This window comes from Lysobacter sp. TAF61 (assembly GCF_052113485.1).
Taxonomy (GTDB): Bacteria; Pseudomonadota; Gammaproteobacteria; order Xanthomonadales; family Xanthomonadaceae; genus Lysobacter_J.
In genome coordinates, this window is record NZ_JBFRDH010000002.1 from 502,747 (window position 1) to 525,073 (window position 22,327).

Consider the following 22,327-nt stretch of genomic DNA (forward strand, 5'->3'; position numbering starts at 1 on the left):
CTGCCCGCATCGCGCACTTGGCGTGCGTCATGCGCGCGGCTTAGCCTAGGGTCGGCCTGCCAGCTGGACAGGTACCTGACCAGAACGAACGGAGCCTTCCCCATGTTTGAAGCTGTGCAGGTCGCCTGGTCCTCGTTGCTGGATATCCCGCACCTGCGCCTGTACCTGGTGCTGGGGTGGCTGGGTTACCTGATATGGCTCGGCCTGTGGATCGTGCTGCAGAAGCGCGAGCCGGTGGCGACGCTGAGCTGGCTGATCAGCCTGGCGGCGTTGCCGTATGTCGGTTTTCTCATCTATTACTTCTTCGGGCCGCAGCGGATCCGTCGTCACCGCATGCGCCGCGGTCGCGCACGGGCGGGGCTGCCGCCGGCGCCGGAAGGGTTCCATCCCAGCGCGGATGCCATCGAACTGGCCAGGCTCGGCCAGGCCACCACCGGTTTGCCGCCGCTGACCGCGACCACCGCGGAGCTGCTGATCGATGGCGCGGCCAAGTACACCGCGCTGCTGTCGGCGATCGCCGATGCACGCGAGCACATCCATCTGGAGTACTACATCTTCCTGCCCGACCGCACCGGCGAGTCGTTGCGCGACGCGCTGGTCGAGCGCGCCAGGGCTGGCGTGCAGGTGCGCCTGCTGCTCGACGCGGTCGGTTCGGGCCGGACCAAGCGGCGTTTCCTGCAGCCGCTGGTCGAGGCCGGTGCGGAAGTCGCGTGGTTCCATCCGATGAAGGTGCAGTGGTTCTGGAAGCGGCCGTGGCTGAACATGCGCACGCACCGCAAGATCGTGGTGATCGACGGCCTCGTCGGTTTCACCGGTGGCATCAACGTCACCGACGACGAGGACGAGCGGCTGCGCGAGGACGCCTACCGCGACCTGCACCTGCGTCTGGAGGGCGACGTCGTGCGGGCGCTGCAGCTGGTGTTCGTCGAGGACTGGGCCTATGCCACCGGGCAGGCACCGTTGCGGCTGCACAATCCCGCGCCGCGTCCGGGCACGATTGCCACGCAGGTGCTGGTGTCAGGTCCGGATTCGAGCTGGGAGGCGATCCACCGCCTCCACGTCAGCGCGATTCATTCGGCGCAACGGCGGGTCTGGCTGGTCACGCCGTATTTCGTCCCCGGCGAAGCCGCGCGCATGGCGCTGACGTCGGCGGCGCTGGGCGGACTGGATGTGCGGCTGCTGGTGCCGAAGATTTCCGACAGCCGCCTGGTCACCCTGGCGGCGCGTTCCTACTTCGATGAATTGCTGGCGGCCGGCGTGAAGATCCACGAGTACGGACCGCGCATGTTGCACAGCAAGGCGCTGCTGTGCGACGACGACCTCGCGATCATTGGCAGCGCCAATTTCGACCATCGCAGCTTCCGCCTCAATTTCGAGGTGTCGGTGATGTTCCGCGACCGCACCCTGTGCGCCGGTCTGGCACGTCTGATCCAGAGCGAATGCTGCCTGGCGCCGCGCGTGCGCGACGATCGCGCCCGGCCGTTGTGGCGTACCCAGTTGCCCGAGGCCCTGGCGCGGCTGGTGTCGCCGCTGCTGTAGCGCAGCAAGCCGGGGCGACGCCGCACGGCGGCTGACCGGCGGTCGCGGCGGGCCGGCAATCGGCCGATGACGCGTCCGCGCTGCGGGCTAAACTGCCGGCGCCGTCGCAATCCAAATTCGGAGCATCGCCCCCATGCACTGGCTCTTACTGCTGCTGGCCCTGGTCGCCCTCGCTGTCGCCTTCAAGACCACTTCGCTGGCTATGCTGGTCATCTGCCTGCTGGTCGCACTGGGCCTGTCGCTGGCCTGGGTGATGAAGTTGCTGGCGCTGCGCGTGGACAGCCAGAGCCGCGACACTTCGATGATCCTGGATCCGATGGAACTGCGTCGCCTGCGTGAGCAGGCCGAAGCCCGCCGCGCTGCCACCGGCAACCCGCCTGGCACACCGCCCGCGACCTGAGGCTCGCATTTCACACGGCCCCTTGCCGGCTGCCTGATAGCATGGCCGCGCCGGAGGCAACGGCGCGTCCGCGCGCGAATGCCCGGACACTGGAGGCTGTCATGAACAAGCTCGCACTGTGCCGCCTGCCGACGCTCGGCGCGGCGATCGCCGGACTGGCATCGCTTGGCATTGCATCGGCTGGCACTGCGTCGCCACAGGTCGATCCGGCCAGCGCACCGGCCGCGACAAGCGTCGCTCCCGGCGCGGCAGGTTGCGGCCGTGTCAGCGTCTTCGACGTGGCCCCGCGCAGCAAGGATCTCTATCGCGCGCGCCTGATCAACATCGACGGAACCTTGCCCGGGCCGACCACCGCCCGCAGCTACCGTGTCGCTGCCGGCAAGCACACGCTCGAAGTCGCCGAGATCATCGACAACGAGCAGTTCGGCGATGTCCAGTTGCGCCAGCGCGCGCAGCAGGCCGATCGCTACAAGACCATCGAGCTGGACGTGCAGCCCAACACCACTTACCTTCTCGCCGCGCACCTGATCGAGGAGCGCCGCAACTACATCATGGACCAGTCGTACTGGGAGCCGGTGATCTACAGCCAGAGCAGCGAAGCGTGCAAGTGAGCCGAACCTGCGTGTCGCTGCGCATGGGCGCGGCGTCGTGACCGTCCTCAGCGTCAACGTCAACAAGATCGCGGTGCTGCGCAATTCGCGCGGTGGCGACGAGCCCAGCGTGGTGGCCGCGGCGACGGCTTGCCTGGATGCCGGCGCGCACGGGATCACTGTGCATCCGCGTCCCGACGCCCGCCATATCCGCGCCGACGATGTGTTCGCGTTGTCCGAGCTGACGCGCGCGCGTGGCGTCGAGTTCAACCTCGAAGGCAATCCGTTTGCGCCGCCGCGCGCCGGCTATCCCGGGTTCCTGGCGTTGTGCGAGCAGGTCCGGCCAGCGCAGGCCACGCTGGTGCCCGATGGCGACGCCCAGCTCACGTCCGACCACGGTTTCGATTTCGTCAGGGATGCGCAATCGCTGCGGCCGCTGGTCGATGCGCTCAAAGCGATGGGCTGCCGCGTCAGTCTGTTTGCCGATGCGCACACGCCGTCCGGGCGTAATGGTATTGCCCATGCCGCCGCGGTCGGCGCCGATCGTGTCGAGCTCTACACGGGGCCTTACGCGGAAGCGTTCGCTGCCGGCGAAGGCGAGGCGATGGCGGCGCAGTTCGCCGATGCCACGCGGCGTGCGATGGATGCCGGCCTGGGCGTCAATGCTGGCCACGATCTGAGCCAGGCGAATCTGGGTTTCTTTCTTGAGAACGTACCGGGAATCCTCGAGGTGTCGATCGGTCATGCGCTGATCGGCGAAGCGCTCTACCAGGGCATCGATGCAACGATCGCGTCGTACCTGCGGATCCTCTCGGGCTGACGATTCAATTGCGTGCCTGATCGAACGCATTCGCGTGGCGCAGCCCGGGACTGACCCGGGCTGCGACGCTTGCATTCACTTCGTTGCGATGTCGCGCAGGCCACTACGCTGCGCTTCGTTCAACGCCCAGGCGAAGCCCTGATAGTCGGCGTCGGCATCCGCGCCAACCAGGAGGACCACGTTCGGCTCGCGCCTGGCAAGGTCCCGCAGCGAAGAAGCCAGTTCGGATCGCGCCAGCACGACACCGTCGAGCCGGAATGCGCCGTCGTTGCCGACCAGCAGTTCCACGCGCGGCGGCAGCTCGGTGCGATGAGTGGGTGGCGTGGATTGCGGCAGTCGCAGGTCCAGCTGTCCGGTCAGTGCCGGGGTGGCGACCATGAAGATGACCAGCAGCACGAGCAGTACATCGACCAGCGGGGTGATGTTGATCTGGGCCACGGCGCGGTGCTCGCCGTGGCCGCCGTGGCGGGAATCAGACAGGTAGAACGCGGAGACGGCCATATGCAACCTCCATGGGCCCCATGCCCGATTCCACGCTACGCTCGCCGCGGGCAGGCAGGCAAGTCCTCGCTTGGTCGAAGGCGGGCGGTTCTGGACGGGTGGGCACCGGCTTACCGGCTTGTAGGGGGCAGGACCGGTGCGTAGTCTCGCCGGGCAAGGGGTGGGGAGTTTTTCGGGCTCCGCTCGTCAACGGACAGACTGGAGGATCTCGTGACTCGTGCTCTTCTGCCTTTTGCTCTTTCGCTCGCAATGGCCATCCCGCTCTCAGCCTTGGGGGCCGACGACACCGGCGAGCAGCCCGTGTTGATCCACATGCAGGCCGCGCTTGATATCGGTCGCGACGGCCACGTGACCGGCGTCGAGTTCGTCGACAAGCTCAAGGTCCCCGATGCGATCAGGCAACGCACGCGCGACGTCGCCGGGACGTGGGCATTCGCGCCGCCGGTGAAGGACGGCAGGGCCGTCACCGGGCGCACTTACGCCGACGTCGAGGCGTGCCTCATTCCCGGCAAGGATGGCCTGGATTTTTCCATCGCGTTCTCGGGCAACGGGCCGGCGCAGTTCGTGGTTCCGCCGCGCAAGCCCATGTCGTTGTCGATGCCGCTGGAGGATCTGCAGGAGCAGGGCATCAAGCAGATCGAAGGCAAGGTCGTCTACGTGGTCGATGCCGGGGGTCATGCGCAGGTGGAAACCGCCACGCTCAATGACGCCGCGCTGCAGCAGCGTTACGGATCGTTGTGGAAGCGGGACCAGCGGGAGATGTTGCGCAACTACCGCTACCTGCCGGAGATGGTCGACGGCGTGGCGATCGCAACCCGGATGGAGACCGAGCTCATGGTCGGGGAGCGTCCGCCGACGGCGTCGCTGGAGGCGATGCGCCAGGCCAGTGCAGACCAGTCGGATGCCTGCCGCGCAGTGCGTGGCGAAGACCACAAGCGCGTGGCCATCGACAGTCCTTTCAGGCACGTCGGCGGCTAGAAGCGCATAAAAAAACGCCGCCCGGGGGCGGCGTTTTCACGACGGTAAGCGACACCGATCGGTCAATCGTTCTGGACGAAGCCGATCTTATCCATATCAGCGTTCTTCGCATGAGCCAGCACCTTGGCCAGGATGCCGTAATCGGCGTCCGGGCTGGTTTCGATCTCGAGCATGGGCTGGTTGGTCGGGTCGCGCTGGACTTCGACTTCCATCATGTTCTGGATCGCGGTGAGCGGCTGCGGTGCGTCATTCCAATACACCTGACCCGAGGCATCGATCCGCAGCCTGATCGGCGGCGGCGGTTCCTGTGTCTGCGGCGGTGGGTTCAGCGACTTCTGCGGAAGGTTAACGTCGATCGGGTACGTCAGAGGAGGCGCCGTCACCATGAAGATGATCAGCAACACCAACATCACGTCCACAAGGGGCGTGACGTTCATGTCCGCCATCGGACCGCCACCGGATTTCGATGCAAATGCCATATCTGGATCTCCGGATCAGCGAGGTTCTTTGAGCGCCATGAAGCCGACCTTGCGCATGCCCTGGGCCTGCGCAATCTGCACCACTTCGTTCACGATGCGGTACTTGGTCGTCTTGTCACCGCGAACATTGAGCTGCGGCTGCGGGGTCTTCTGAGCTTCGATCGACAGACGGCTCTCGAGCAGATCCTTGGTGATCGGCTCATCGTTCCAATAAAGGTTGCCGGTGTCTTCGACCGTGATGTTGATCGGCGTAACCGGCGGGGCCTTATCGGGACGCTGGTCCAGATTGGCTTGCGGAAGATCGACCTGGACCTTATGCGACATCAGCGGTGCGGTGATCATGAAGATGATCAGTAGCACCAGCATCACGTCGACAAGCGGCGTGACATTGATCTCGGCCATCGGGCCGCCGCTATCGTTGCCTGTACTGAAGGCCATGTACGAACTCCAAACCTACTGCGAGAGGGCGTCGTTTAGTGCTTAGCGCTTGCTGACAACTTCGCCGACGCGCGAGCCGGTAGCGAAGAAGTCATGCAGGTCGTGAGCGAACGTATCGAACTTGTTGTTCGTAACGCGGTTCAGACGGGTGAAGAAGTTGTATGCCAGCACCGCCGGGATCGCGACGAACAGGCCGATCGCGGTCATGATCAGTGCTTCACCGACCGGGCCGGCAACGGCATCGATCGAAGCCTGGCCGGTGGCGCTGATGCGGATCAGGGCGTGGTAGATGCCCCAAACGGTACCGAGCAGACCAACGAACGGAGCGGTCGAACCGACGGTGGCGAGCACGGTCAGGCCGGCTTCCAGCTTCGAGGACTCGCGGGTCACACCCTGACGCAGGGCGCGGTCAACGAACTCGGAGCGGTTGAGCGACTCGACCAGGCGCGAACCTTCGTGGCGCTGGTGGTGCGCAGCTGCCTGGGCAGCGTCGAGGGCGATCTTCGAGAACGGCTCGAAACGGCCCTGCTCTTCCATGAAGCGGATGGCGTCCTGAGCGTTCGGGGTCTCCCAGAACGTGCTGACGACGCGATCAGAACTGGCGCGCAGGCGCAGGTTCTTCACGAAGTTCACCACGATCCAGTAGATCGAGAGGATCGACATGATGGCGAGAGTGAGGAAGACGACCCAGCCGACCAGGTCGAAGTTCTGCAACAGATGGGCGAAGCTCATCTGCTGAAGTGCCTGGGCGTTGGAGCCTCCAGCAGTCGCAGCGGTGGTGGTTTCCTGCAGCATGACGCTTACCTTTGAATGTCGTGGAAAGGAAAGAGGTATTACGGATTGCCTACAACTTGTCCCGTGACCCCGATCAGGTCGGCGGGACGAAATCGACCGGGACGCGGACGCGGCTGGTTACACCAACGCCGTTCTGCATCTCGGGGTTGAACTTCCACTTCCGGGCGGCGTCCATTGCAGCGCGGTCGAGGTTGCGGTTACGGCTCGACTTCTCGACCGCGACGTCCAGGACATTGCCCTGGCCGTCAATGGTGATGATCAACGTTACCGTGCCACCAACGCCCTGACGGGCTTCGGTCGGCGGGTACTTGGGCGGGTTGAGCCGCTTCGAGGACGGGTCGACGCTGGAACCGATGGTCGTGGCCGGCGCGGGCGGCGACGGCGGACTCGGCGGCGGCGCGGCCACGTCGACCGGGCTCGGATCGTCGACCAGCACCGGCGGTTCATCCGGCGGCGGCGGCAACGGAGTCGGCTGCGGCGGCGTCAGCTTCGGCGGCGGCTTGAGCTCCTTGGGGGGCTCAGGCGGCGGCGGCGGCGGCGGCGGGGGCGGCGGCGGCGGCTTGATCAGGTTGACGAACGTCACGTCTTCCTCTTGCTGCTGCTGGGCCGGAGGGGCCATAGGAGCAAGCAAAAGCAGCAGGGCCGCGACATGGAATGCGATCGCCATGGTCACACCGGCGATACGCGCCCAGTTCAGACCTTCGAGGTCGTCATCTTTTCTTGCGTGGATTTCGAGGTCTTGCGTCATGCGCCGTAGCTCGCGAGGTATTTCCGGACGCCAGGGCGCCTCGGGCCGTCAGTTGCGATTCCCGTAGCTACTTCGAGCCGCGGGAACCTCCTAGCATATACCAAATTGCGCTCATTGGACCAAGTGCAATTGGATGATTTCGCGTTGCCGATTTGAGCCGGCATTCAACTCGTTACTTGCCAGGCAACGCGATGATCTTCTTGGCGTCTTCGGGCTTCTTCACGCCCTTTGCGATCGCCTGCTTGGCGGCATCCTTTGCCTCGGGAATACGGTCTTCCTGCCAGAGCACGCGGGCGAGATTCAGGTACGCCTCACCGTCCGGCCCCAGGGGAGCGGCCTTCTTGTAGGCGTCGATCGCCGGGCCGGCCTGGTCAGAGAAATAATACGCCTGTGCAAGTGCAAGGTATGTCTGGTAGTCGGGCTTGATCACGCCCTTCTGCAGGCCCTCGTTGATCACCCCGATGGCCTCCTTCTCGTGGCCATCCATGTTCAGGTAGGTGGCGTAGAGCTGGCGGTATTCCTTGTCTTCGGTCAGCTGGCCGCTGGCGCGGAGCTTCTCGAGGGTCGCGGCGGCCTTGTCCAGCATGTCGTTCTGCTGGTAGACGGCGGCCAGGTTGAGCTGGGCGCGCTTGTCATTGGGGTTCTTGGCCGCCAGGCCCTCGGCGATCTTGGCCGCTTCGCCGGCCTGGCCGGACTCGGCGTAGGTCGCCATCAGCAGCTGCTGCCATTCGGGCTTGGGATCGGGGCTCAGCGAGATCGCCTGCTTGAGGACGACCGCGGCCTCCGGGTACTTCTCCAGGCGGTACAGCGCGTTGCCCTTGATGATCAGGTGTTCGGGCTTCTGGCTCTTGGTCTCGGCCAGGAACTGGTCGATGGTCTTGAGCGCCTCGGCGTACTGGTCTTCCTGCATCTGCAGCTGGCCGAGCATCAGCATCGCGCCGTAATGGCCGTTGTTGTCCAGGCCGTTGAGCTCGATCGCCTGCTTGAGGTACTTCATCGCGCCGGCGGAGTCGTCGGCGTCGTAGGCGATCTGCGCGCCGATCTGCGAGGCGAACGCCTTGTCGTAGGCATTGGAATCAGCGCTGGCGATGATCTGGTCGGCGATCGCGCGGGCTTCGGTGCCCTTGTCGTCGTCGTACAGCTTCATCATCTTCTGCAGCTGCGGCGTGGCCTTCTTCGACGACTTCAGGTCCGGCGCCTGGCGCGTGGCCTGCGGGTATTCATCGGCGGCCTTGCCCGAACTCTGCTTGCCTTCTTCGTGCTTGGCGCGGCGTTCGGCCGCGCGGTCCTGCGCCGACTGCGCATGGACCTGGCTGACCGCACCGAACACCAGGACGGCGCTGACAGCGGCGGCCAGGATGCTGCGGTTACGGCGGGAGAAGTTGTTCATCGATCACCTCAAATCTGCGGCCGCACTGGTGCGGTTCGGTGGCAAGGCCAAGGGGGCGTCAAGCTATCAGAAACGTGACTGCGAGCGATACGGGGTTTTCTGTCCTGATTCACGTTCCCTGCACACGATCAACCGCACTTGGGCGTATGGCCGGAGGCTCGGGCTTGCTCGTAGACGGGCATCAGGCTGCCAGCGCGGGCGCTGAGTTCACCGATGCGGGAAGACGGATCAGGGTGGGTCGACAGCCAGGTCGGTGCCCGCTCGCCACCGGCGGCGGCCATGTTCTGCCACAGGTTCACCGCCTGGCGCGGGTCGAAACCGGCCTTGGCGGCGAGTTCCTGGCCGACCACGTCGGCTTCGGTTTCCTGCAGGCGCGAATTTGGCAGCAGGTAGAACGTCTGCGCCGCCGCGCCGCCGATCTGGCCTGCAGCATTGGCCGCGCCGGAACCGTAGGCCGAGCCGAGGATGGCGCTGCCGATGCCGAGCAGCGTCGAGGTGCCCTGCTGCTTGGTGATGCGCTCATCGTGGTGGCGCGAGACGACGTGGCCGATCTCGTGGCCGATCACGGCGGCGAGCTGGTCCTGGTTCTTGGCGACGGTGAAGATGCCGGTGTTGACGCCGACCTTGCCACCGGGGAGGGCGAAGGCGTTGGCCGAGCTGTCCTCGAACAGCGCCACTTCCCAGTTGGTCTGCCAGCCCTGCGGCAACTCGTGGGTGATGTCGTTGACCACGCAGCGCACGTAGGCGTTCATGCGCGCGTCGTTGCTGACCTTCTGCTTGGCCTTGGCCTCGGCGAAGGCCTGCTCGCCCATCTGGTTGAGCTGCTCCTGCGAGACGGCGCCGACGTACTGCGTCCGCCCGGTGGGCGAGGTCGTGGTGGCGCAGGCGGTCACGACGGTGGCCGCGGCCACGGCGAGCAGGACGTGCTTCATGTTCGGGGAATCCCGTTCAGGAGTTGATGACGCGTTGTAACGTCCGCCGGATTAACACTTCGTCAATGCGGCCGGGGCGTCACTTCCGGGCCCGGGAGCCTCGCTGGGAGGCCCCGGGGACTGCACACGGTAGCTGTGCAGCAATCAGACGTCGAGGTTTGCGACCTTGAGCGCGTTGTCCTCGATGAAGATCCGGCGCGGTTCGACCACATCGCCCATCAGCGTGCTGAAGATCTGGTCGGCAGCGACCGCGTCCTCGATGCGCACCTGCAGCAGGCGGCGGGTCTCCGGATTGACCGTGGTTTCCCACAGCTGCTCGGGATTCATTTCACCCAGGCCCTTGAAGCGCTGGATCTGGCGGCCCTTCTTGGCCTCCTCGAGCAACCAGGCCTGGGCCTGGGCGAAGCTGGTGATTGCCTGCGCGCGATTGCCGCGGACGATCTGTGCGCCGTCGCGGATCAGGCCGTGCAGCTGCGTGGCGGCTTCGCGTACGGCGCGGAGTTCGCCGCCTTCGAATGCGGCCAGCGGCAACACCTGGGTCATTTCCTCGCCCATGTGCAGGCGCTTGACCAGCAATGCCGACTGGCGCTCGCCGCCGCCTTCGTGCAGCTCGAGCTTGTAGCGCGGCTTGCCGAGTCCACCGAGGTTGAGGCGCGATTCGACACGATCGAACTCGCCGCGCAATGCGTCGTGGTCGCCAATGTGGGCGGTGTCGAGCGGGATCGAATCGATCAGCGCTTCGACCACGCTCGGGTCGTAGCGGTGCGCATTGCGCTGGATCGCTTCGCGCGCGCCGGCGTAGGCGAGCAGCAGTTTCTCCAGCGCCGCGCCTTCGATCGCCGGCTCATCCACGGCCGGACGCAGCGATGCGCCTTCGACCGCGTTGTTGGCCAGGTACGCGTCGAGCGCGGCATCGTCCTTGAGGTAGAGCTCGTTCTTGCCCTGCTTGATCTTGTACAGCGGCGGCAGGCCGATGTAGATGTGGCCGCGCTCGATCAGCTCCGGCATCTGCCGGTAGAAGAACGTCAGCAGCAGCGTGCGGATGTGGCTGCCGTCGACGTCGGCGTCGGTCATCAGGATGATGCGGTGGTAGCGCAGCTTGTCCGGGTTGTATTCGTCCTTGCCGATGCCGGTGCCGAGCGCGGTGATCAGCGTGCCCACTTCGGCCGAGCCGAGCATGCGGTCGAAGCGCGCACGCTCGACGTTGAGGATCTTGCCCTTGAGGGGGAGGATCGCCTGGGTCTTGCGGTTGCGGCCCTGCTTGGCCGAACCGCCTGCCGAGTCACCCTCGACGATGAACAGTTCGCTGAGCGCCGGATCCTTCTCCTGGCAGTCGGCAAGCTTGCCGGGCAGGCCGGCGATATCGAGCGCGCCCTTGCGACGGGTCAGGTCGCGGGCCTTGCGCGCAGCCTCGCGGGCGCGCGCGGCGTCGACGATCTTGCTGGTGATGGCGCGGGCTTCGTGCGGGTGTTCCTGCAGGAACTCCTGCAAACGTGCACCGAACGCGCTCTCAACTACCGGCCTGACCTCCGAACTGACCAGTTTCTCCTTGGTCTGCGAGGAGAAGCTGGGGTCGGGCACCTTCACCGACAGCACGGCGATCATGCCTTCGCGCATGTCGTCGCCGGTGAGGGCGATCTTGGCCTGCTTGGCGATGCCGTTCTGTTCGATGTAATTGGTCAGCGTGCGCGTGAGCGCGGCACGGAAACCGATCAGGTGGGTGCCGCCATCCTTCTGCGGGATGTTGTTGGTGAAGCAGAACATCGTTTCCTGGTAGGAGTCGGTCCACTGCAGGGCGACGTCCACCGTGATGCCGTTCATTTCGCCCGACACCGAGATCACGTTCGGGTGCAGCGGGTTCTTCAGTTGCGCCAGGTGCTCGACGAAGGAGGCGATGCCGCCGGCGTACTCGAAGACGTCGCGCTTGCCTTCGCCGCGCTCGTCGGTGAGGGTGATCTTGACGCCGGAATTCAGGAACGACAGCTCGCGCAGGCGGCGCGCCAGGATGTCGTAGTGGAATTCGATGTCGGTGAAGATTTCCTTCGCCGGCAGGAAGCGCAGGGTGGTGCCGCGGCGCTCCGACACTTCGAGCTGCTTGAGCGGATAGCTCGGCTCGCCCAACTGGTATTCCTGCTGGTAGTGGTGGCCGTCGCGCCAGATGTCGAGCCAAAGGTGCTCGGACAGGGCGTTGACCACGGACACGCCGACGCCATGCAGGCCGCCGGAAACCTTGTAGCTGTTGTCGTCGAACTTGCCGCCGGCGTGCAGGACGGTGAGGATCACCTCGGCCGCGGAAACGCCTTCTTCCTTGTGGATGTCGACCGGGATGCCGCGTCCGTTGTCGGACACGGAGCAGGAGCCGTCGTTGTGGAGGGTCACGGTGACTTCGTTCGCGTGGCCGGCGAGGGCCTCGTCGATCGAGTTGTCGACCACTTCGAAGACCATGTGGTGCAGGCCGGTGCCGTCGTGCACGTCGCCGATGTACATTCCGGGACGCTTGCGCACGGCTTCCAGACCACGCAGGACGGTGATCTTGCTGGAATCGTAGGTCTGGGAAGGTGCGACGGTGGCGGTGGGGTCTTGCGAGGGGTCGTGCTCGATATGGGTCATGCGGCAACAGGCTCCGTCGACGCGTTACCCGGCGGGGCCGGAGGCGTCAAGACACATTAGCTATTCAATGCGGGAGTATAGCAGTCGGACCCCTATCGCTGGTTGACTGGGAGCTTGTGTGGGGGTATTGGCGGGGGCTTTGGGGGTGGTGGTTTCGGGCGTGAGGGCGTTGTGCGGCTTCGTCTCCGGGAGGCGCAGTGCGGCTTTGTCTGCGGGAGGGCGTTGTCCGGCGAAGCGGGGATTGCTCCGTCCCGCAGACGACATCCCTGTCTTTATGCGGGACGCGGGCCATCCATGGCCCGCTCCTCCGCAATCCCCACTCCGCCGGACAACGCTTCGGCCAGTCGTTTCCAGGTCTTCGTGGTCTTCGTCGGCATCAGCGAGGAGGCATCCTCGGTGGGATTCCAGCCCCTTCCCATGACCGTTTCCCATGCCCGTCATCCCCGCGAAGGTGGGGATCAATGGACGTTGGTTTTGCAGTCGCGAACGGGTCTGAACTTCCGGATACCCGAGCGCGGCTAACCCTGGATCGCACCATGTTCCACGTGGAACCGTCGAACCTGTGCGGCTGCGTCCAGCCCGGTTGGCGCCTCCGTTCCCGTGATGAAGACCTGCGCGCCACTGGCCTGCAGCCGGGCCAGTACGCGGCCCTGATGCTGCCGGTCCAGCTCCGAGGCGAGGTCGTCCAGGGCAACCACGGGCCATTCGCCGCGGGCGGCGGCATGGTGTTCGGCCTGGGCAAGCAGGGCAGAAAGTGCCGTCAGCTTGGCCTGGCCTCGTGACAGGGCGTCCCGGCCCGGGATGGCGCCAAACACGATCCGCCAATCGGCCCGGTGTGGGCCCACCGAGCTGTATCCGGCCGTGAGGTCGCGGTCGCGGGCGAGCAGCAGGGCGTCGGCGAGGGGCAACTCGTCGCGGCGCCAGCCTGGGGCGTAGTCGAGGCGGCTCGGGCCCAGAGCCGGGGCGAGTTCGGAGAGCAGGGCGGAGAACCGCGGCTGAAGTTGGTCCAGGTATTGCTCGCGGCGCCGGCTGAGCGGTTCTCCGGCCTCCGCCAACTCGTGATCCCAGGCGTCGAGCTGTCCATCGCGTGCCCGCGCCTTCAGCAGGGCGTTCCGTTGCTTGAGCGCCCGAGCGTAGCGGCGCCACAACGGCAGGAAATCCTGTTCCACGTGGAACAAACCCCAATCGAGGTAGCGGCGGCGGGACTCACCGCCTCCGGTGATCAGCGCATGGCTGCCCGGCTCGAAGCTCACCACGGCCAGGGCGGCGCACAGGTCGCCCAGCTGGGAGACGTTGCTGCCGTCCAGGCGGCCCGTCCAGTCCTGGCCGCTGTGCCTCATTCCGGCTTTGCGGGTCCGCTCGGCCGGCGCGGTGCCCGGCGGGGTGCCCGAGCCCGTTGCCAGCCTTTCCTGCCACTCCACGAACACTTCAAGGGCGGGGTCGCCGTCGCGGATCAGTCCGTCGCGCACGCGGCCCCTGAAGCTGCGGCCGTATGCCATCAGGTGCAGGGCTTCGAGCACGCTGGTCTTGCCGGCGCCATTGTCGCCAGTGATCAGGTTGAGGCCCGGGGAGGGATCGAGGCGGAGCTCGACGAACCGGCGCAGGTTGCGCAGTTCAAGGCGGGTTACGTGCATTGGGGGCAGTTTACCGGTCCGTTGTGAGGCCGGTAAGCGCAGGGAGGGTTCGGAGGATCACCGTCCTGGTGGCGTGTTCCACGTGGAACAGCTGAGTATCGGCAAAAACGAAAGGAAACGTTCCTGGGTTCCCCGACTTCCCTGCAATGACCGGGCAACAAAAAGCCCGGCGCGGGGCCGGGCTTCTGTGCTGCCGTTCCTCGGTCGAATCAGAGGCGCAGCGGCATCACCACGTGGCGGCAGCGGTCGTTCGCCGCTTCACGTACCAGCGCCGAGGAGTTGGCATCGCGCAGGGCGATCACGACGTGCTCGTCCTTCAGCGCGCTCAGCGCGTCGAGCAGGTAGTTCACGTTGAAGCCAACGGCCAGGTCGTCGACCTTGGTGTCGGCCTCGACTTCTTCCTGGGCTTCTTCCTGTTCCGGGTTGTGCGCGCTGATCTTGAGCTGGCCCGGCGAGACTTCCAGGCGCACGCCGCGGTACTTCTCGTTCGACAGGATCGCCGCACGCTGCAGCGAGGCACGCAGAACCTCGCGGTCGATGCGGATCTCGCGGTCGGCGCCAATCGGAATCACGGCCTCGTAGTCCGGGAACCGGCCGTCGATCAGCTTGCTGGTAAAAGTCACGTCGTCGCGCTTCACGCGCAGGTGGCCGCGGCCCATTTCCAGCTCGAGTTCGCGATCGCCGCCTTCGAGCAGGCGCTGCAGTTCCTGCACGCCCTTGCGCGGGACGATGATCTGGCGCTTGGTCTGGGCGCCGTTCTCGAGGGGCGATTCGCACAACGCGAGGCGGTGGCCGTCGGTAGCCACACAGCGAAGGCTGGTTTCGCGCAGATCGAACAGCAGGCCGTTGAGGTAGTAGCGAACGTCCTGCTGCGCCATTGCGAAGGCAGTGCGTTCAATCAGCTCCTTCAACGCCGCTTCCGGAACGCGAACGCGCTCGGTGGCCTCGACTTCGTCGATCGACGGGAAGTCGTTGGCCGGCAGGCTCGCCAGGGTGAAGCGCGAACGACCGGCCTGCACCGTGATCTTTTCCGCTGCCTGCGAAATGGTGACCTTGCTGCCGTCGGGCAGGGCGCGAACGATCTCGAACAGCTTTCGCGCCGGGATCGTGGTTTCGCCGTCCTGGGCGTCATCGACGAGGACGCGCGACACCATCTCCACTTCCAGGTCGGTACCGGTCAGCGACAGCTGTCCGTCCTTGACCTGGACCAGAAGGTTGGCCAGGACCGGAAGGGTCTGGCGGCGCTCGACGACGTTGACGACCTGGGCGAGCGGCTTGAGAAAGACTTCGCGTTGAAGGCTGAAACGCATGCGGACCCCGTCCCCGTGCCATTACTAAAGATGTGGAATAAATCAAAAGCATGGTGGTGGTGGAGCAGCCGAAAACCCGGGAAAACTGCACCAAACTTTTGATTTATAAGGATTTTATTGCCTGCGAAACTTCGGTAGAACTACCCCTGCAAGTCCCGGACAAGCTGTGGACAACTCTAGCGCACCGGTGACAGGTGCGAATTGTCCACAACTTGTGCCCGCAACATACACGGCTTACCCGCAGGCATTGAGGATAAGTATGTCCTGCCCGGCGCAGCTTTGCGCTGCGACCGCTGGCGGACTTACTCGCTCAGCTTGCGGATGAGCTTGTCCCAGTCTTCGCGCAGCTTGCCGTCGGTCTCCATCAGCGTGCGGATCTGCCGGCAGGCATGCAGCACGGTGGTGTGGTCGCGACCGGCAAAGGCGTCGCCGATCTCCGGCAGGCTGTGCTCGGTGAGTTCCTTGGCCAGCGCCATCGCCATCTGCCGCGGACGCGCCAGCGAGCGCGTGCGGCGCTTGGACAGCAGGTCCTTCATCTGCAGGCCGTAGTAGTCGCCCACGGTCTTCTGGATGTTGGGGATGCCGATGGCCTGCTGCTGGGCGCGCAGGAGGTCGCGCAGCGTCTCCTGGGCGAACTCGACGGTGATCGCGCGGCCGGTGAAGTTGGCGCGTGCGGTCAGGGTGTTGAGAGCGCCCTCCAGGTCGCGCACGTTGCTGCGCATCTTCTTGGCGAGCAGGAAGGCCACTTCCTCGGGAATGTTGGCGCCGCGCTCGCGCGCCTTCGACAGCACGATCTGGGCGCGCGTCTCGAAGTCCGGCGGCTCGATCGCCACGCTCAGGCCCCAGGCCAGGCGCGACTTCAGGCGCGGCTCCAGGCCTTCGACTTCGCGCGGGTAGCGGTCGCAGGTCAGGATGATCTGCTGCTTGCCGTCGAAGAGCTGGTTGAAGGTGTGGAAAAACTCTTCCTGGGTGCGGTCCTTGCCGGCGAAGAACTGGATGTCGTCGATCAGCAGCGCGTCGACCTGCTGGAACTGGCGCTTGAACGCATCCATGGTCTTGTCCTGCAGCGACTTCATCATCGCGCTGAAGAACTGCTCGCTGCGCAGGTACAGCACGCGCATGTTCGGGTTGGCGCTGCGCATGGCGTTGCCGGCGGCGAACATCAGGTGGGTCTTGCCCAGGCCGGTGCCGCCGTACAGAAGCAGCGGGTTGTGGGCGCGGTCGCCGGGCTTGAGCGAGGCCTGCCAGGCGGCGGCGCGGCCGAGCTGGTTGCTGCGACCCTCGACGAAGTTGTCGAAGGTGTAGTGGTTGTCGAGGTGGCCGTTGAACGGCTCCGATGGCACCGAACGCACCGCCGGGGCGGCATCCATCTGCGGCATCGGCATCGGCGCGCGCGGCAGCGAGCCGATCTCCAGGCTGACTTCGCCGCTGCCGACGAAATAGGTCAGCAGTTCACGGATGCGGGCCAGGTAACGTTCGCGCACGTGCTCCACGACGAACGCGTTGGGCGCATAGAGCACGGTGACATCGTCGCGCTGGGCAGCCTGCAACGGCTTGAGCCAGGTGTGGACATCTTCGGCCGGCAGTTCGGCTTCAAGGCGTTCGAGGCAGCGGGGCCAGGCATCCATCGGGTCGGGCGTCTTCTTCAAGTTGCGGTCAGCGGGCCCTGCGGCCTCGGACGAAAAGCGGCCCGCCGCGCGATGCTCACATCGCGGCGAACGGGGCTGGGGGTGAGGGCCAGACTATCACCGCGAATGGGCGCGGAACAGGACTTGTCCACAGGATGTCCACGGTGTAGCGCGTGTTTCCGGCACGCCGGGCCCACCCCCAAAGTTTGCGTTGCAAACTTCGGGCCCCACTACGTGTTTCCCATACCCCATTCGCGCTGGCGCGCGAATCGCCCCCTGACTCAGGGGGCTGGTCCGGGCTCTCGAGGGCGGGGCAACTTGAAGCGGCCAAGTCGGAGGTTGACCTTGGGTTCCAGGACCCGCTAGAATCGCCGGTCCTATTTGACGTTTTCGCAGAGCCGGATCATGGCCACCAAGCGCACCTATCAGCCCAGCAACCTCAAGCGCAAGCGCGACCACGGCTTCCGTGCCCGCATGGCGACCGCCGACGGCCGCAAGATCCTTGCCCGTCGCCGCGCCAAGGGCCGCAAGCGTCTCTGCGCCTAAGCGTCGCCGCTGCCGCCTCGTGCGGCAGCCGACCGGCATTTGCCGGTAGTCCTTAGATCGGAAGTCATCAGATGACCTCGGCCCGCTTCCCGCGCACGGCGCGGGTACGCGCGCGTTCCGACTTCGATCGCATTTTCCAGCATGGCAAGCGCGTTGCGCTACCCGTGCTGGCTTTGCATTGGCAGCCCAGCGACGTCCCTGCGCGCCTGGGCCTGGCCGTCTCGCGCAAGGTCGACCCGCACGCCGTCGGCCGCAACCGCATCAAGCGCGTACTGCGCGATACCTTCCGCAAGATCCGTGGCGAACTCGCCGCGGGCGACTACGTCGTGGTCGCCCGGCCTGCCGCAGCGCGCAGCACCGGCCCGGAACTAGCCGCGGCCCTGCGTGGTCTGCTGCAGCGGTGCGGGGCCATGTCCGCTGCGTTGCCCCCGACTTCGGCGACCGGCACAATGCCGGCCGCATCCCCTTCCGCCCCAATGCCTGACTCCGGTCAAGGCTGAGCCTGCCTGTCGCCCATGAACCAGACCCGTGTTTTTCTGATCTTCGCCTGGCTGCTGGTGGCGACCTTTTTGTGGATGGAGTGGGGCAAGGAGAAGGCCGCGCCGCCTGAAACCGCGCAGACCTCGACTTCGACTTCGGCAGCGATTGCCGGCGACGGCTCCGTCCCGGGCGCGCCCACCGCGGCTGCACCCGGTGCGGTGCCGACGGCGCCGACCATGGCCTCTGCCGCGGCGCCGACGGCCAGCACGTCCAGCGCACCGACTGTCACCGTCACCACCGACGTACTCAAGCTGGTGCTCGATGGCGGCGAACTGCGCCAGGCGGACCTGCTGAAGTATCCGACCACGGCCGACCGCAACAGCGCGCCGGTTCGCCTGTTCGCGCAGGATCCGTCCAACTACTTCGTCGCCCAGAGCGGCTGGGTCAACCAGGGCCACAACGCACCGACCCACCAGGGCGGCTTCGTGCCCGCAGGCGGCAAGACCGATTACGCACTCGCCGACGGCGCTTCGAGTGTCGACGTCCCGTTCGTCTGGACCGGCGCCAATGGCGTGACGATCCGCCGCACCTACACCTTCAGCCGCGGCGATTACGTGGTGAAGGTCCGCGACGAGGTTGCCAATGCCGGCACGGCTCCGTGGCAGGGCTTCGTCTATCGCCAGCTCAGCCGCGTTCCGCGCGCACTGGTGAAGAAGGGTCCGATGAGCGCCGAGCAGTACAGCTTCCAGGGCGCGGCGTGGTACTCGACCAGCGACAAGTACGACAAGCGCAAGTACGACAAGTTCGTCGACGGTGGCGCGCTCGACAAGCAGGTCACCGGTGGCTGGATCGGCATGCTCCAGCACCACTTCTTCTCCGCCTGGATCCCGGGCGATAGCGACACCAGCACCTTCTCGCTGGCGACGACCCAGGGCACCGGCGGCACCCAGTACGTGGTCCGCGAAATCGGCCCGGGCGTGACCGTCGCACCGGGCGCCACGGCGTCCACCGCTGCGCGACTGTGGGTCGGCCCGAAGCTGGTCAAGGCGATCGAAGCACAGAACGTGCCCGGGCTCGACCGCGCCGTCGATTTCAGCAGCTACAGCATCATGGCGACCATCGCCAGCTGGCTTTTCTGGGTGCTGGAAAAGATCTACGGCCTGGTCGGCAACTGGGGCTGGTCGATCGTCGGCCTGGTGCTGCTGATCAAGCTGGCGATGTATCCGCTGTCCGCGGCGCAGTACAAGTCGATGGCCAAGATGCGCAAGTTCCAGCCGCGCATGGCGCAGCTCAAGGAGCGCTACGGCGACGACAAGCAGAAGCTGCAGATGGCGATGATGGAGCTGTACAAGAAGGAGAAGATCAATCCGGTCGGCGGCTGCCTGCCGATCCTGCTGCAGATGCCGGTGTTCCTGGCGCTGTACTGGATGCTGTCGGAGTCGGTCGAGCTGCGCCACGCACCGTGGATCGGCTGGATCACCGACCTGACCTCGCGCGATCCCTACTTCGTGCTGCCGGTGATCAACGTCGCGGTGATGTGGTTCACGCAGAAGCTCAACCCGACTGCGGGCATGGACCCGATGCAGGCGAAGATGATGCAGTTCATGCCGCTGGTGTTCGGCGTGATGTTCGCCTTCTTCCCGGCCGGCCTGGTGTTGTACTGGGTCACCAACGGTGCGCTCGGCCTGCTGCAGCAGTGGTGGATGGTCAAGCGTTACAGCGAGGAGCCGGCCAAGGCCTGAGCCTTGCCGCCCTGATCGCAACGAAGCCCGCCGCAAGGCGGGTTTCGTGTTTCCGGGGTCGCCTTTCCTTGGCGAAGGCGGCCAGGGAGAGGGCGATCTGCGACCATATCGCCATGACCGTGCCTGCCCGCGACACCATCGCCGCGATCGCCACCGCCCCCGGCGCCGGCGGCGTCGGCATCGTGCGCCTGTCCGGACCGCGTTCGCGCGTCATCGCCGAACGCCTGTGCGCGCGAACCTTCAAGCCGCGCCACGCCCATCACGTCCGCTTCGCCGCCGCCGATGGCGACACCATCGATGACGGCATCGCCCTGTTCTTCGCCGCCCCCGCCAGCTACACCGGCGAGGACGTAGTGGAACTGCAGGCGCACGGCAGCCCGGCCGTGCTGCACGAACTGGTGGCGCGCTGCGTCGAACTCGGCGCGCGCCGCGCGCGTCCCGGTGAGTTCAGCGAGCGCGCTTTCCTGGAAGGTCGCCTCGACCTTGCCCAGGCCGAAGCCGTCGCCGACCTCATCGCCGCCGCCGATACCCGCGCCGCACGCGCCGCACGCAGAGCGCTGGACGGCGAGTTCTCGCGCCGGGTCGATGCGCTGGCCGACGAACTGCTGGCGATACGCGTCCATGTCGAGGCGGCAATCGATTTCGCCGACGAACCGATCGACACGCTCGGCGGCGCGCAACTGCGCATGCGCCTGGCCGCGACCGCGCTAGCACTGGACGAACTGCTGACCGCCGCCGAGCGCGGGCGTCGCCTGCGCGACGGACTGCATGCGGTGATCGTCGGCCCACCCAATGCCGGCAAGAGTTCGCTGCTCAACGTCCTCGCCGGCAGCGACCGCGCGATCGTCACCGACATTGCCGGCACCACCCGCGACCTGCTGCACGAGACGATCCGCATAGACGGCGTCGAGCTGACCCTGGTCGATACCGCCGGTCTGCGCGAGGGCGGGGACGTGATCGAACGCGAGGGCATGCGCCGGGCACGCGGTGAACTCGGGCGCGCCGACCTGGCCATCGTCGTGCTCGACGCACGTGATCCCGAGGGCGGCCGCAGCGCCGTCGCCGACGCGATCGCGGACGTCCCGGACCGGCTGTGGCTGCTCAACAAGGCCGACCTGCTGGAGCGACCGGCAGCGGCCGATGGCCCCGACACTCTGCAGGTCTCGGCACGCACCGGGCTTGGCATCGAGGCATTGCACGCGCGCCTCCTGCAACTGGCGCAGGGCAACGCCGACGGCGCAGGCGAGGGCGCCTTCACCGCGCGGGCCCGCCACGTCGATGCCCTGGCCCAGGCCCGCCTGGAGCTGGCGGACGCGCGGATCCACCTCGATCACGAGGCGCTCGACCTTGCCGCCGAAGCGTTGCGACTGGCGCATGACCAGTTGGGCGAAATCACCGGACGCGTCCGGGCCGATGACCTGCTCGGTCATATCTTCTCGAGCTTCTGCATCGGCAAGTGAGGCGCCCGCCCGAAACGCCGCCAGGACCTCGGCCCGCCCGGGCCGTCCGGGCGATGGGGCGGCGCGGGGCTGAACGGGTGCGCCGGGCAGCGGTGGAATTCAGTAACAGCCCGTGTCGATGGTAGGCTGCTGCCGCCACCGCTTGACAAACACGGCCCGCTCACGCGATTAAGAGCCGTGTGCTCGTGACGGCGCACTTCAGGGGAGCTTTGCCAATATGACCGTCGTAAATCCGCAAGCCCGGCGTTCCAGCCGGCTGTCCGCCGTAAAGCAGTTGTCCGCCGTGCTGGCCATCGCCTGCGCGCTGGCCGCCTGCCAGAAAGAAGAGCCCGCGCTACCAACCGCGGCTGCACCCGCCGCCACCGCAGCCGCACCCGCGGTGACCGCCGACACGGCCGTGTCTGCCAAGGTGACGGCCATGACGGCCGACCAGCTGCGTGAGGCGGCCCGCAAGGCCTACGCCGAAAACCGTCTGTACGCTCCGGCCGAGGACAACGCGGTCGAGTACTACCTGGCACTGCGCGACAAGGCACCCGGCGACGCCGCCGTGTCGAGCGCGCTGACCGACCTGTTGCCGATGACGGTCATCGCCATCGAGCAGAGCGTCAATCGCGAGGACTTCACCGAAGCGCAGCGCCTCGCGGCCCTGCTGGAAAAGGCCGATGCGCAGCATCCGGCGCTGGCGCGTCTGAAGACCAGCATCGCCACGCAGCAGGAAGCGGTTGGCAAGCGTGCGGCCCAGCAGCAGTTGACCGCCGAGGAAGAGACCAAGCGCAAGGCCGATCTGGAACTCAAGCGTGTCGAGGACCAGAAGAAGCAGCAGGAAGAGGCTGCCAAACTGCTGGCTTCGCAGAATGCCAAGGCTGCTGCCGACAAGGTTGCCGCGGACAAGGCTGCTGCTGACAAGGCCGTCGCCGACAAGGCCGCTGCCGATGAGCGTGCCGCCGAGCAGCGTGCCGCGGTTGCGCGCCAGACGGCCGCGGCTCCGGCCAGTGCCGATGCCAGCGATCTGCGTCCGCTGTCGATGCCGCCGCCGCGTTATCCGCCCGATGCGCTGCGTGCCGGTACGTCGGGTGAGGTGCAGGTGGAGTTCACGGTCGGTACCGATGGTTCGGTCACCGCCGCGCGCGTGGTGCGTTCCAATCCGGCCCGCATCTTCGATCGCGAAGCCGTCAACGCTGTTCGCAAGTGGCGCTTCCAGCCGGTCGATTCGCCGGTCACGACGCGCCGCACGATCGGCTTCAATCCGCAGAGCTGATCCGGCCAGGCGTTGCGGGAGCGGTTGGGGAACCGCTCTCGTCTGCGCC

21 protein-coding genes are annotated in these 22,327 nt (G+C 66.2%); 10 read left to right on the forward strand and 11 right to left on the reverse strand.

Annotation, left to right across the window (positions count from 1 at the left end; genetic code table 11):
• Positions 1-102: 102 nt before the first annotated feature.
• From cls to AB4Y64_RS06685, 4 genes are all read left to right on the forward strand, one after another.
• Entirely contained in the window at positions 103-1,539 is a 1,437-nt protein-coding gene (gene cls, locus AB4Y64_RS06670) for a cardiolipin synthase (RefSeq protein WP_441815650.1), read from the forward strand.
• A gap of 133 nt (positions 1,540-1,672) precedes the next feature.
• Positions 1,673-1,939: a hypothetical protein gene (locus AB4Y64_RS06675; protein ID WP_441815651.1), complete on the forward strand. Its 267-nt coding sequence runs from the start codon at positions 1,673-1,675 to the stop codon at positions 1,937-1,939.
• Positions 1,940-2,040: 101 nt separating this feature from the next.
• On the forward strand, positions 2,041-2,550 hold the full coding sequence (locus AB4Y64_RS06680; RefSeq protein WP_441815652.1) for a hypothetical protein: 510 nt from the start codon (positions 2,041-2,043) through the stop codon (positions 2,548-2,550).
• A 37-nt stretch (positions 2,551-2,587) separates the two neighbouring features.
• On the forward strand, positions 2,588-3,349 hold the full coding sequence (locus AB4Y64_RS06685; protein ID WP_441815653.1) for a pyridoxine 5'-phosphate synthase: 762 nt from the start codon (positions 2,588-2,590) through the stop codon (positions 3,347-3,349).
• 75 nt (positions 3,350-3,424) lie between these two features.
• Here AB4Y64_RS06685 and AB4Y64_RS06690 read toward each other — a convergent pair whose 3' ends face one another.
• Complete coding sequence (locus AB4Y64_RS06690) at positions 3,425-3,850, reverse strand: ExbD/TolR family protein (protein WP_441815654.1); 426 nt, start codon at positions 3,848-3,850, stop codon at positions 3,425-3,427.
• A gap of 300 nt (positions 3,851-4,150) precedes the next feature.
• Between AB4Y64_RS06690 and AB4Y64_RS06695 the strand changes: the two genes are divergently transcribed.
• Positions 4,151-4,828, forward strand: coding sequence for a hypothetical protein (locus AB4Y64_RS06695; protein ID WP_441815655.1), 678 nt, complete (start codon positions 4,151-4,153; stop codon positions 4,826-4,828).
• Between the two features lie 62 nt (positions 4,829-4,890).
• On the opposite strand, the gene AB4Y64_RS06700 is transcribed toward AB4Y64_RS06695, so the two are convergent.
• The 10 genes from AB4Y64_RS06700 to dnaA all read right to left on the reverse strand — a co-directional run bounded on the left by AB4Y64_RS06700 (position 4,891) and on the right by dnaA (position 16,792).
• The gene (locus AB4Y64_RS06700) at positions 4,891-5,307 is read right to left on the reverse strand and encodes an ExbD/TolR family protein (protein WP_441815656.1); all 417 of its coding nucleotides are present in this window, start codon (positions 5,305-5,307) and stop codon (positions 4,891-4,893) included.
• Positions 5,308-5,322: 15 nt separating this feature from the next.
• Positions 5,323-5,745, reverse strand: a complete 423-nt coding sequence (locus AB4Y64_RS06705) for an ExbD/TolR family protein (RefSeq protein WP_441815657.1) — start codon at positions 5,743-5,745, stop codon at positions 5,323-5,325.
• A gap of 42 nt (positions 5,746-5,787) precedes the next feature.
• Positions 5,788-6,540, reverse strand: coding sequence for a MotA/TolQ/ExbB proton channel family protein (locus AB4Y64_RS06710; protein WP_441815658.1), 753 nt, complete (start codon positions 6,538-6,540; stop codon positions 5,788-5,790).
• Between the two features lie 73 nt (positions 6,541-6,613).
• Positions 6,614-7,288, reverse strand: coding sequence for an energy transducer TonB (locus tag AB4Y64_RS06715; protein WP_441815659.1), 675 nt, complete (start codon positions 7,286-7,288; stop codon positions 6,614-6,616).
• A gap of 172 nt (positions 7,289-7,460) precedes the next feature.
• Positions 7,461-8,678 (reverse strand): tetratricopeptide repeat protein, encoded by a 1,218-nt coding sequence (locus AB4Y64_RS06720; RefSeq protein WP_441815660.1) that lies wholly within the window; start codon positions 8,676-8,678, stop codon positions 7,461-7,463.
• Positions 8,679-8,806: 128 nt separating this feature from the next.
• The gene (locus AB4Y64_RS06725) at positions 8,807-9,610 is read right to left on the reverse strand and encodes a M48 family metallopeptidase (protein WP_441815661.1); all 804 of its coding nucleotides are present in this window, start codon (positions 9,608-9,610) and stop codon (positions 8,807-8,809) included.
• A gap of 144 nt (positions 9,611-9,754) precedes the next feature.
• A complete protein-coding gene (gene gyrB, locus AB4Y64_RS06730) occupies positions 9,755-12,220 on the reverse strand; it encodes a DNA topoisomerase (ATP-hydrolyzing) subunit B (protein WP_441815662.1) in 2,466 nt (821 codons plus the stop codon).
• A gap of 518 nt (positions 12,221-12,738) precedes the next feature.
• A complete protein-coding gene (gene recF, locus AB4Y64_RS06735) occupies positions 12,739-13,854 on the reverse strand; it encodes a DNA replication/repair protein RecF (RefSeq protein WP_441815663.1) in 1,116 nt (371 codons plus the stop codon).
• A 209-nt stretch (positions 13,855-14,063) separates the two neighbouring features.
• On the reverse strand, positions 14,064-15,164 hold the full coding sequence (dnaN, locus tag AB4Y64_RS06740) for a DNA polymerase III subunit beta (protein WP_441815664.1): 1,101 nt from the start codon (positions 15,162-15,164) through the stop codon (positions 14,064-14,066).
• A gap of 302 nt (positions 15,165-15,466) precedes the next feature.
• The gene (gene dnaA, locus AB4Y64_RS06745) at positions 15,467-16,792 is read right to left on the reverse strand and encodes a chromosomal replication initiator protein DnaA (RefSeq protein ID WP_441815665.1); all 1,326 of its coding nucleotides are present in this window, start codon (positions 16,790-16,792) and stop codon (positions 15,467-15,469) included.
• 405 nt (positions 16,793-17,197) lie between these two features.
• On the opposite strand from dnaA, the gene rpmH reads away from it, so the two are divergent.
• The 5 genes from rpmH (at position 17,198) to AB4Y64_RS06770 (ending at position 22,278) form a co-directional block, all read left to right on the forward strand.
• Positions 17,198-17,338: a 50S ribosomal protein L34 gene (rpmH, locus tag AB4Y64_RS06750; protein WP_031374044.1), complete on the forward strand. Its 141-nt coding sequence runs from the start codon at positions 17,198-17,200 to the stop codon at positions 17,336-17,338.
• Between the two features lie 71 nt (positions 17,339-17,409).
• The gene (rnpA, locus tag AB4Y64_RS06755; RefSeq protein WP_441815666.1) at positions 17,410-17,838 is read left to right on the forward strand and encodes a ribonuclease P protein component; all 429 of its coding nucleotides are present in this window, start codon (positions 17,410-17,412) and stop codon (positions 17,836-17,838) included.
• A 15-nt stretch (positions 17,839-17,853) separates the two neighbouring features.
• Complete coding sequence (yidC, locus tag AB4Y64_RS06760) at positions 17,854-19,560, forward strand: membrane protein insertase YidC (RefSeq protein ID WP_441815667.1); 1,707 nt, start codon at positions 17,854-17,856, stop codon at positions 19,558-19,560.
• 113 nt (positions 19,561-19,673) lie between these two features.
• Positions 19,674-21,020 carry a tRNA uridine-5-carboxymethylaminomethyl(34) synthesis GTPase MnmE gene (gene mnmE / locus AB4Y64_RS06765; protein WP_441815668.1) on the forward strand — a complete coding sequence of 449 codons (1,347 nt, stop codon included), beginning with the start codon at positions 19,674-19,676 and terminating at the stop codon, positions 21,018-21,020.
• Between the two features lie 217 nt (positions 21,021-21,237).
• Positions 21,238-22,278, forward strand: coding sequence for a TonB family protein (locus AB4Y64_RS06770; protein ID WP_441815669.1), 1,041 nt, complete (start codon positions 21,238-21,240; stop codon positions 22,276-22,278).
• Positions 22,279-22,327 lie beyond the last annotated feature (49 nt).

Coding starts and splice junctions, on each gene's coding strand:
- cls (WP_441815650.1), top strand. CDS start 103: ATGTTTGAAGCTGTGCAGGTCGCCTGGTCCTCGTTGCTGGATATCCCG.
- AB4Y64_RS06675 (WP_441815651.1), top strand. CDS start 1,673: ATGCACTGGCTCTTACTGCTGCTGGCCCTGGTCGCCCTCGCTGTCGCC.
- AB4Y64_RS06680 (WP_441815652.1), top strand. CDS start 2,041: ATGAACAAGCTCGCACTGTGCCGCCTGCCGACGCTCGGCGCGGCGATC.
- AB4Y64_RS06690 (WP_441815654.1), bottom strand. CDS start 3,850: ATGGCCGTCTCCGCGTTCTACCTGTCTGATTCCCGCCACGGCGGCCAC.
- AB4Y64_RS06700 (WP_441815656.1), bottom strand. CDS start 5,307: ATGGCATTTGCATCGAAATCCGGTGGCGGTCCGATGGCGGACATGAAC.
- AB4Y64_RS06705 (WP_441815657.1), bottom strand. CDS start 5,745: ATGGCCTTCAGTACAGGCAACGATAGCGGCGGCCCGATGGCCGAGATC.
- AB4Y64_RS06710 (WP_441815658.1), bottom strand. CDS start 6,540: ATGCTGCAGGAAACCACCACCGCTGCGACTGCTGGAGGCTCCAACGCC.
- AB4Y64_RS06715 (WP_441815659.1), bottom strand. CDS start 7,288: ATGACGCAAGACCTCGAAATCCACGCAAGAAAAGATGACGACCTCGAA.
- AB4Y64_RS06720 (WP_441815660.1), bottom strand. CDS start 8,678: ATGAACAACTTCTCCCGCCGTAACCGCAGCATCCTGGCCGCCGCTGTC.
- AB4Y64_RS06725 (WP_441815661.1), bottom strand. CDS start 9,610: ATGAAGCACGTCCTGCTCGCCGTGGCCGCGGCCACCGTCGTGACCGCC.
- gyrB (WP_441815662.1), bottom strand. CDS start 12,220: ATGACCCATATCGAGCACGACCCCTCGCAAGACCCCACCGCCACCGTC.
- recF (WP_441815663.1), bottom strand. CDS start 13,854: ATGCACGTAACCCGCCTTGAACTGCGCAACCTGCGCCGGTTCGTCGAG.
- dnaN (WP_441815664.1), bottom strand. CDS start 15,164: ATGCGTTTCAGCCTTCAACGCGAAGTCTTTCTCAAGCCGCTCGCCCAG.
- dnaA (WP_441815665.1), bottom strand. CDS start 16,792: ATGGATGCCTGGCCCCGCTGCCTCGAACGCCTTGAAGCCGAACTGCCG.
- rpmH (WP_031374044.1), top strand. CDS start 17,198: ATGGCCACCAAGCGCACCTATCAGCCCAGCAACCTCAAGCGCAAGCGC.
- rnpA (WP_441815666.1), top strand. CDS start 17,410: ATGACCTCGGCCCGCTTCCCGCGCACGGCGCGGGTACGCGCGCGTTCC.
- yidC (WP_441815667.1), top strand. CDS start 17,854: ATGAACCAGACCCGTGTTTTTCTGATCTTCGCCTGGCTGCTGGTGGCG.
- mnmE (WP_441815668.1), top strand. CDS start 19,674: ATGACCGTGCCTGCCCGCGACACCATCGCCGCGATCGCCACCGCCCCC.
- AB4Y64_RS06770 (WP_441815669.1), top strand. CDS start 21,238: ATGACCGTCGTAAATCCGCAAGCCCGGCGTTCCAGCCGGCTGTCCGCC.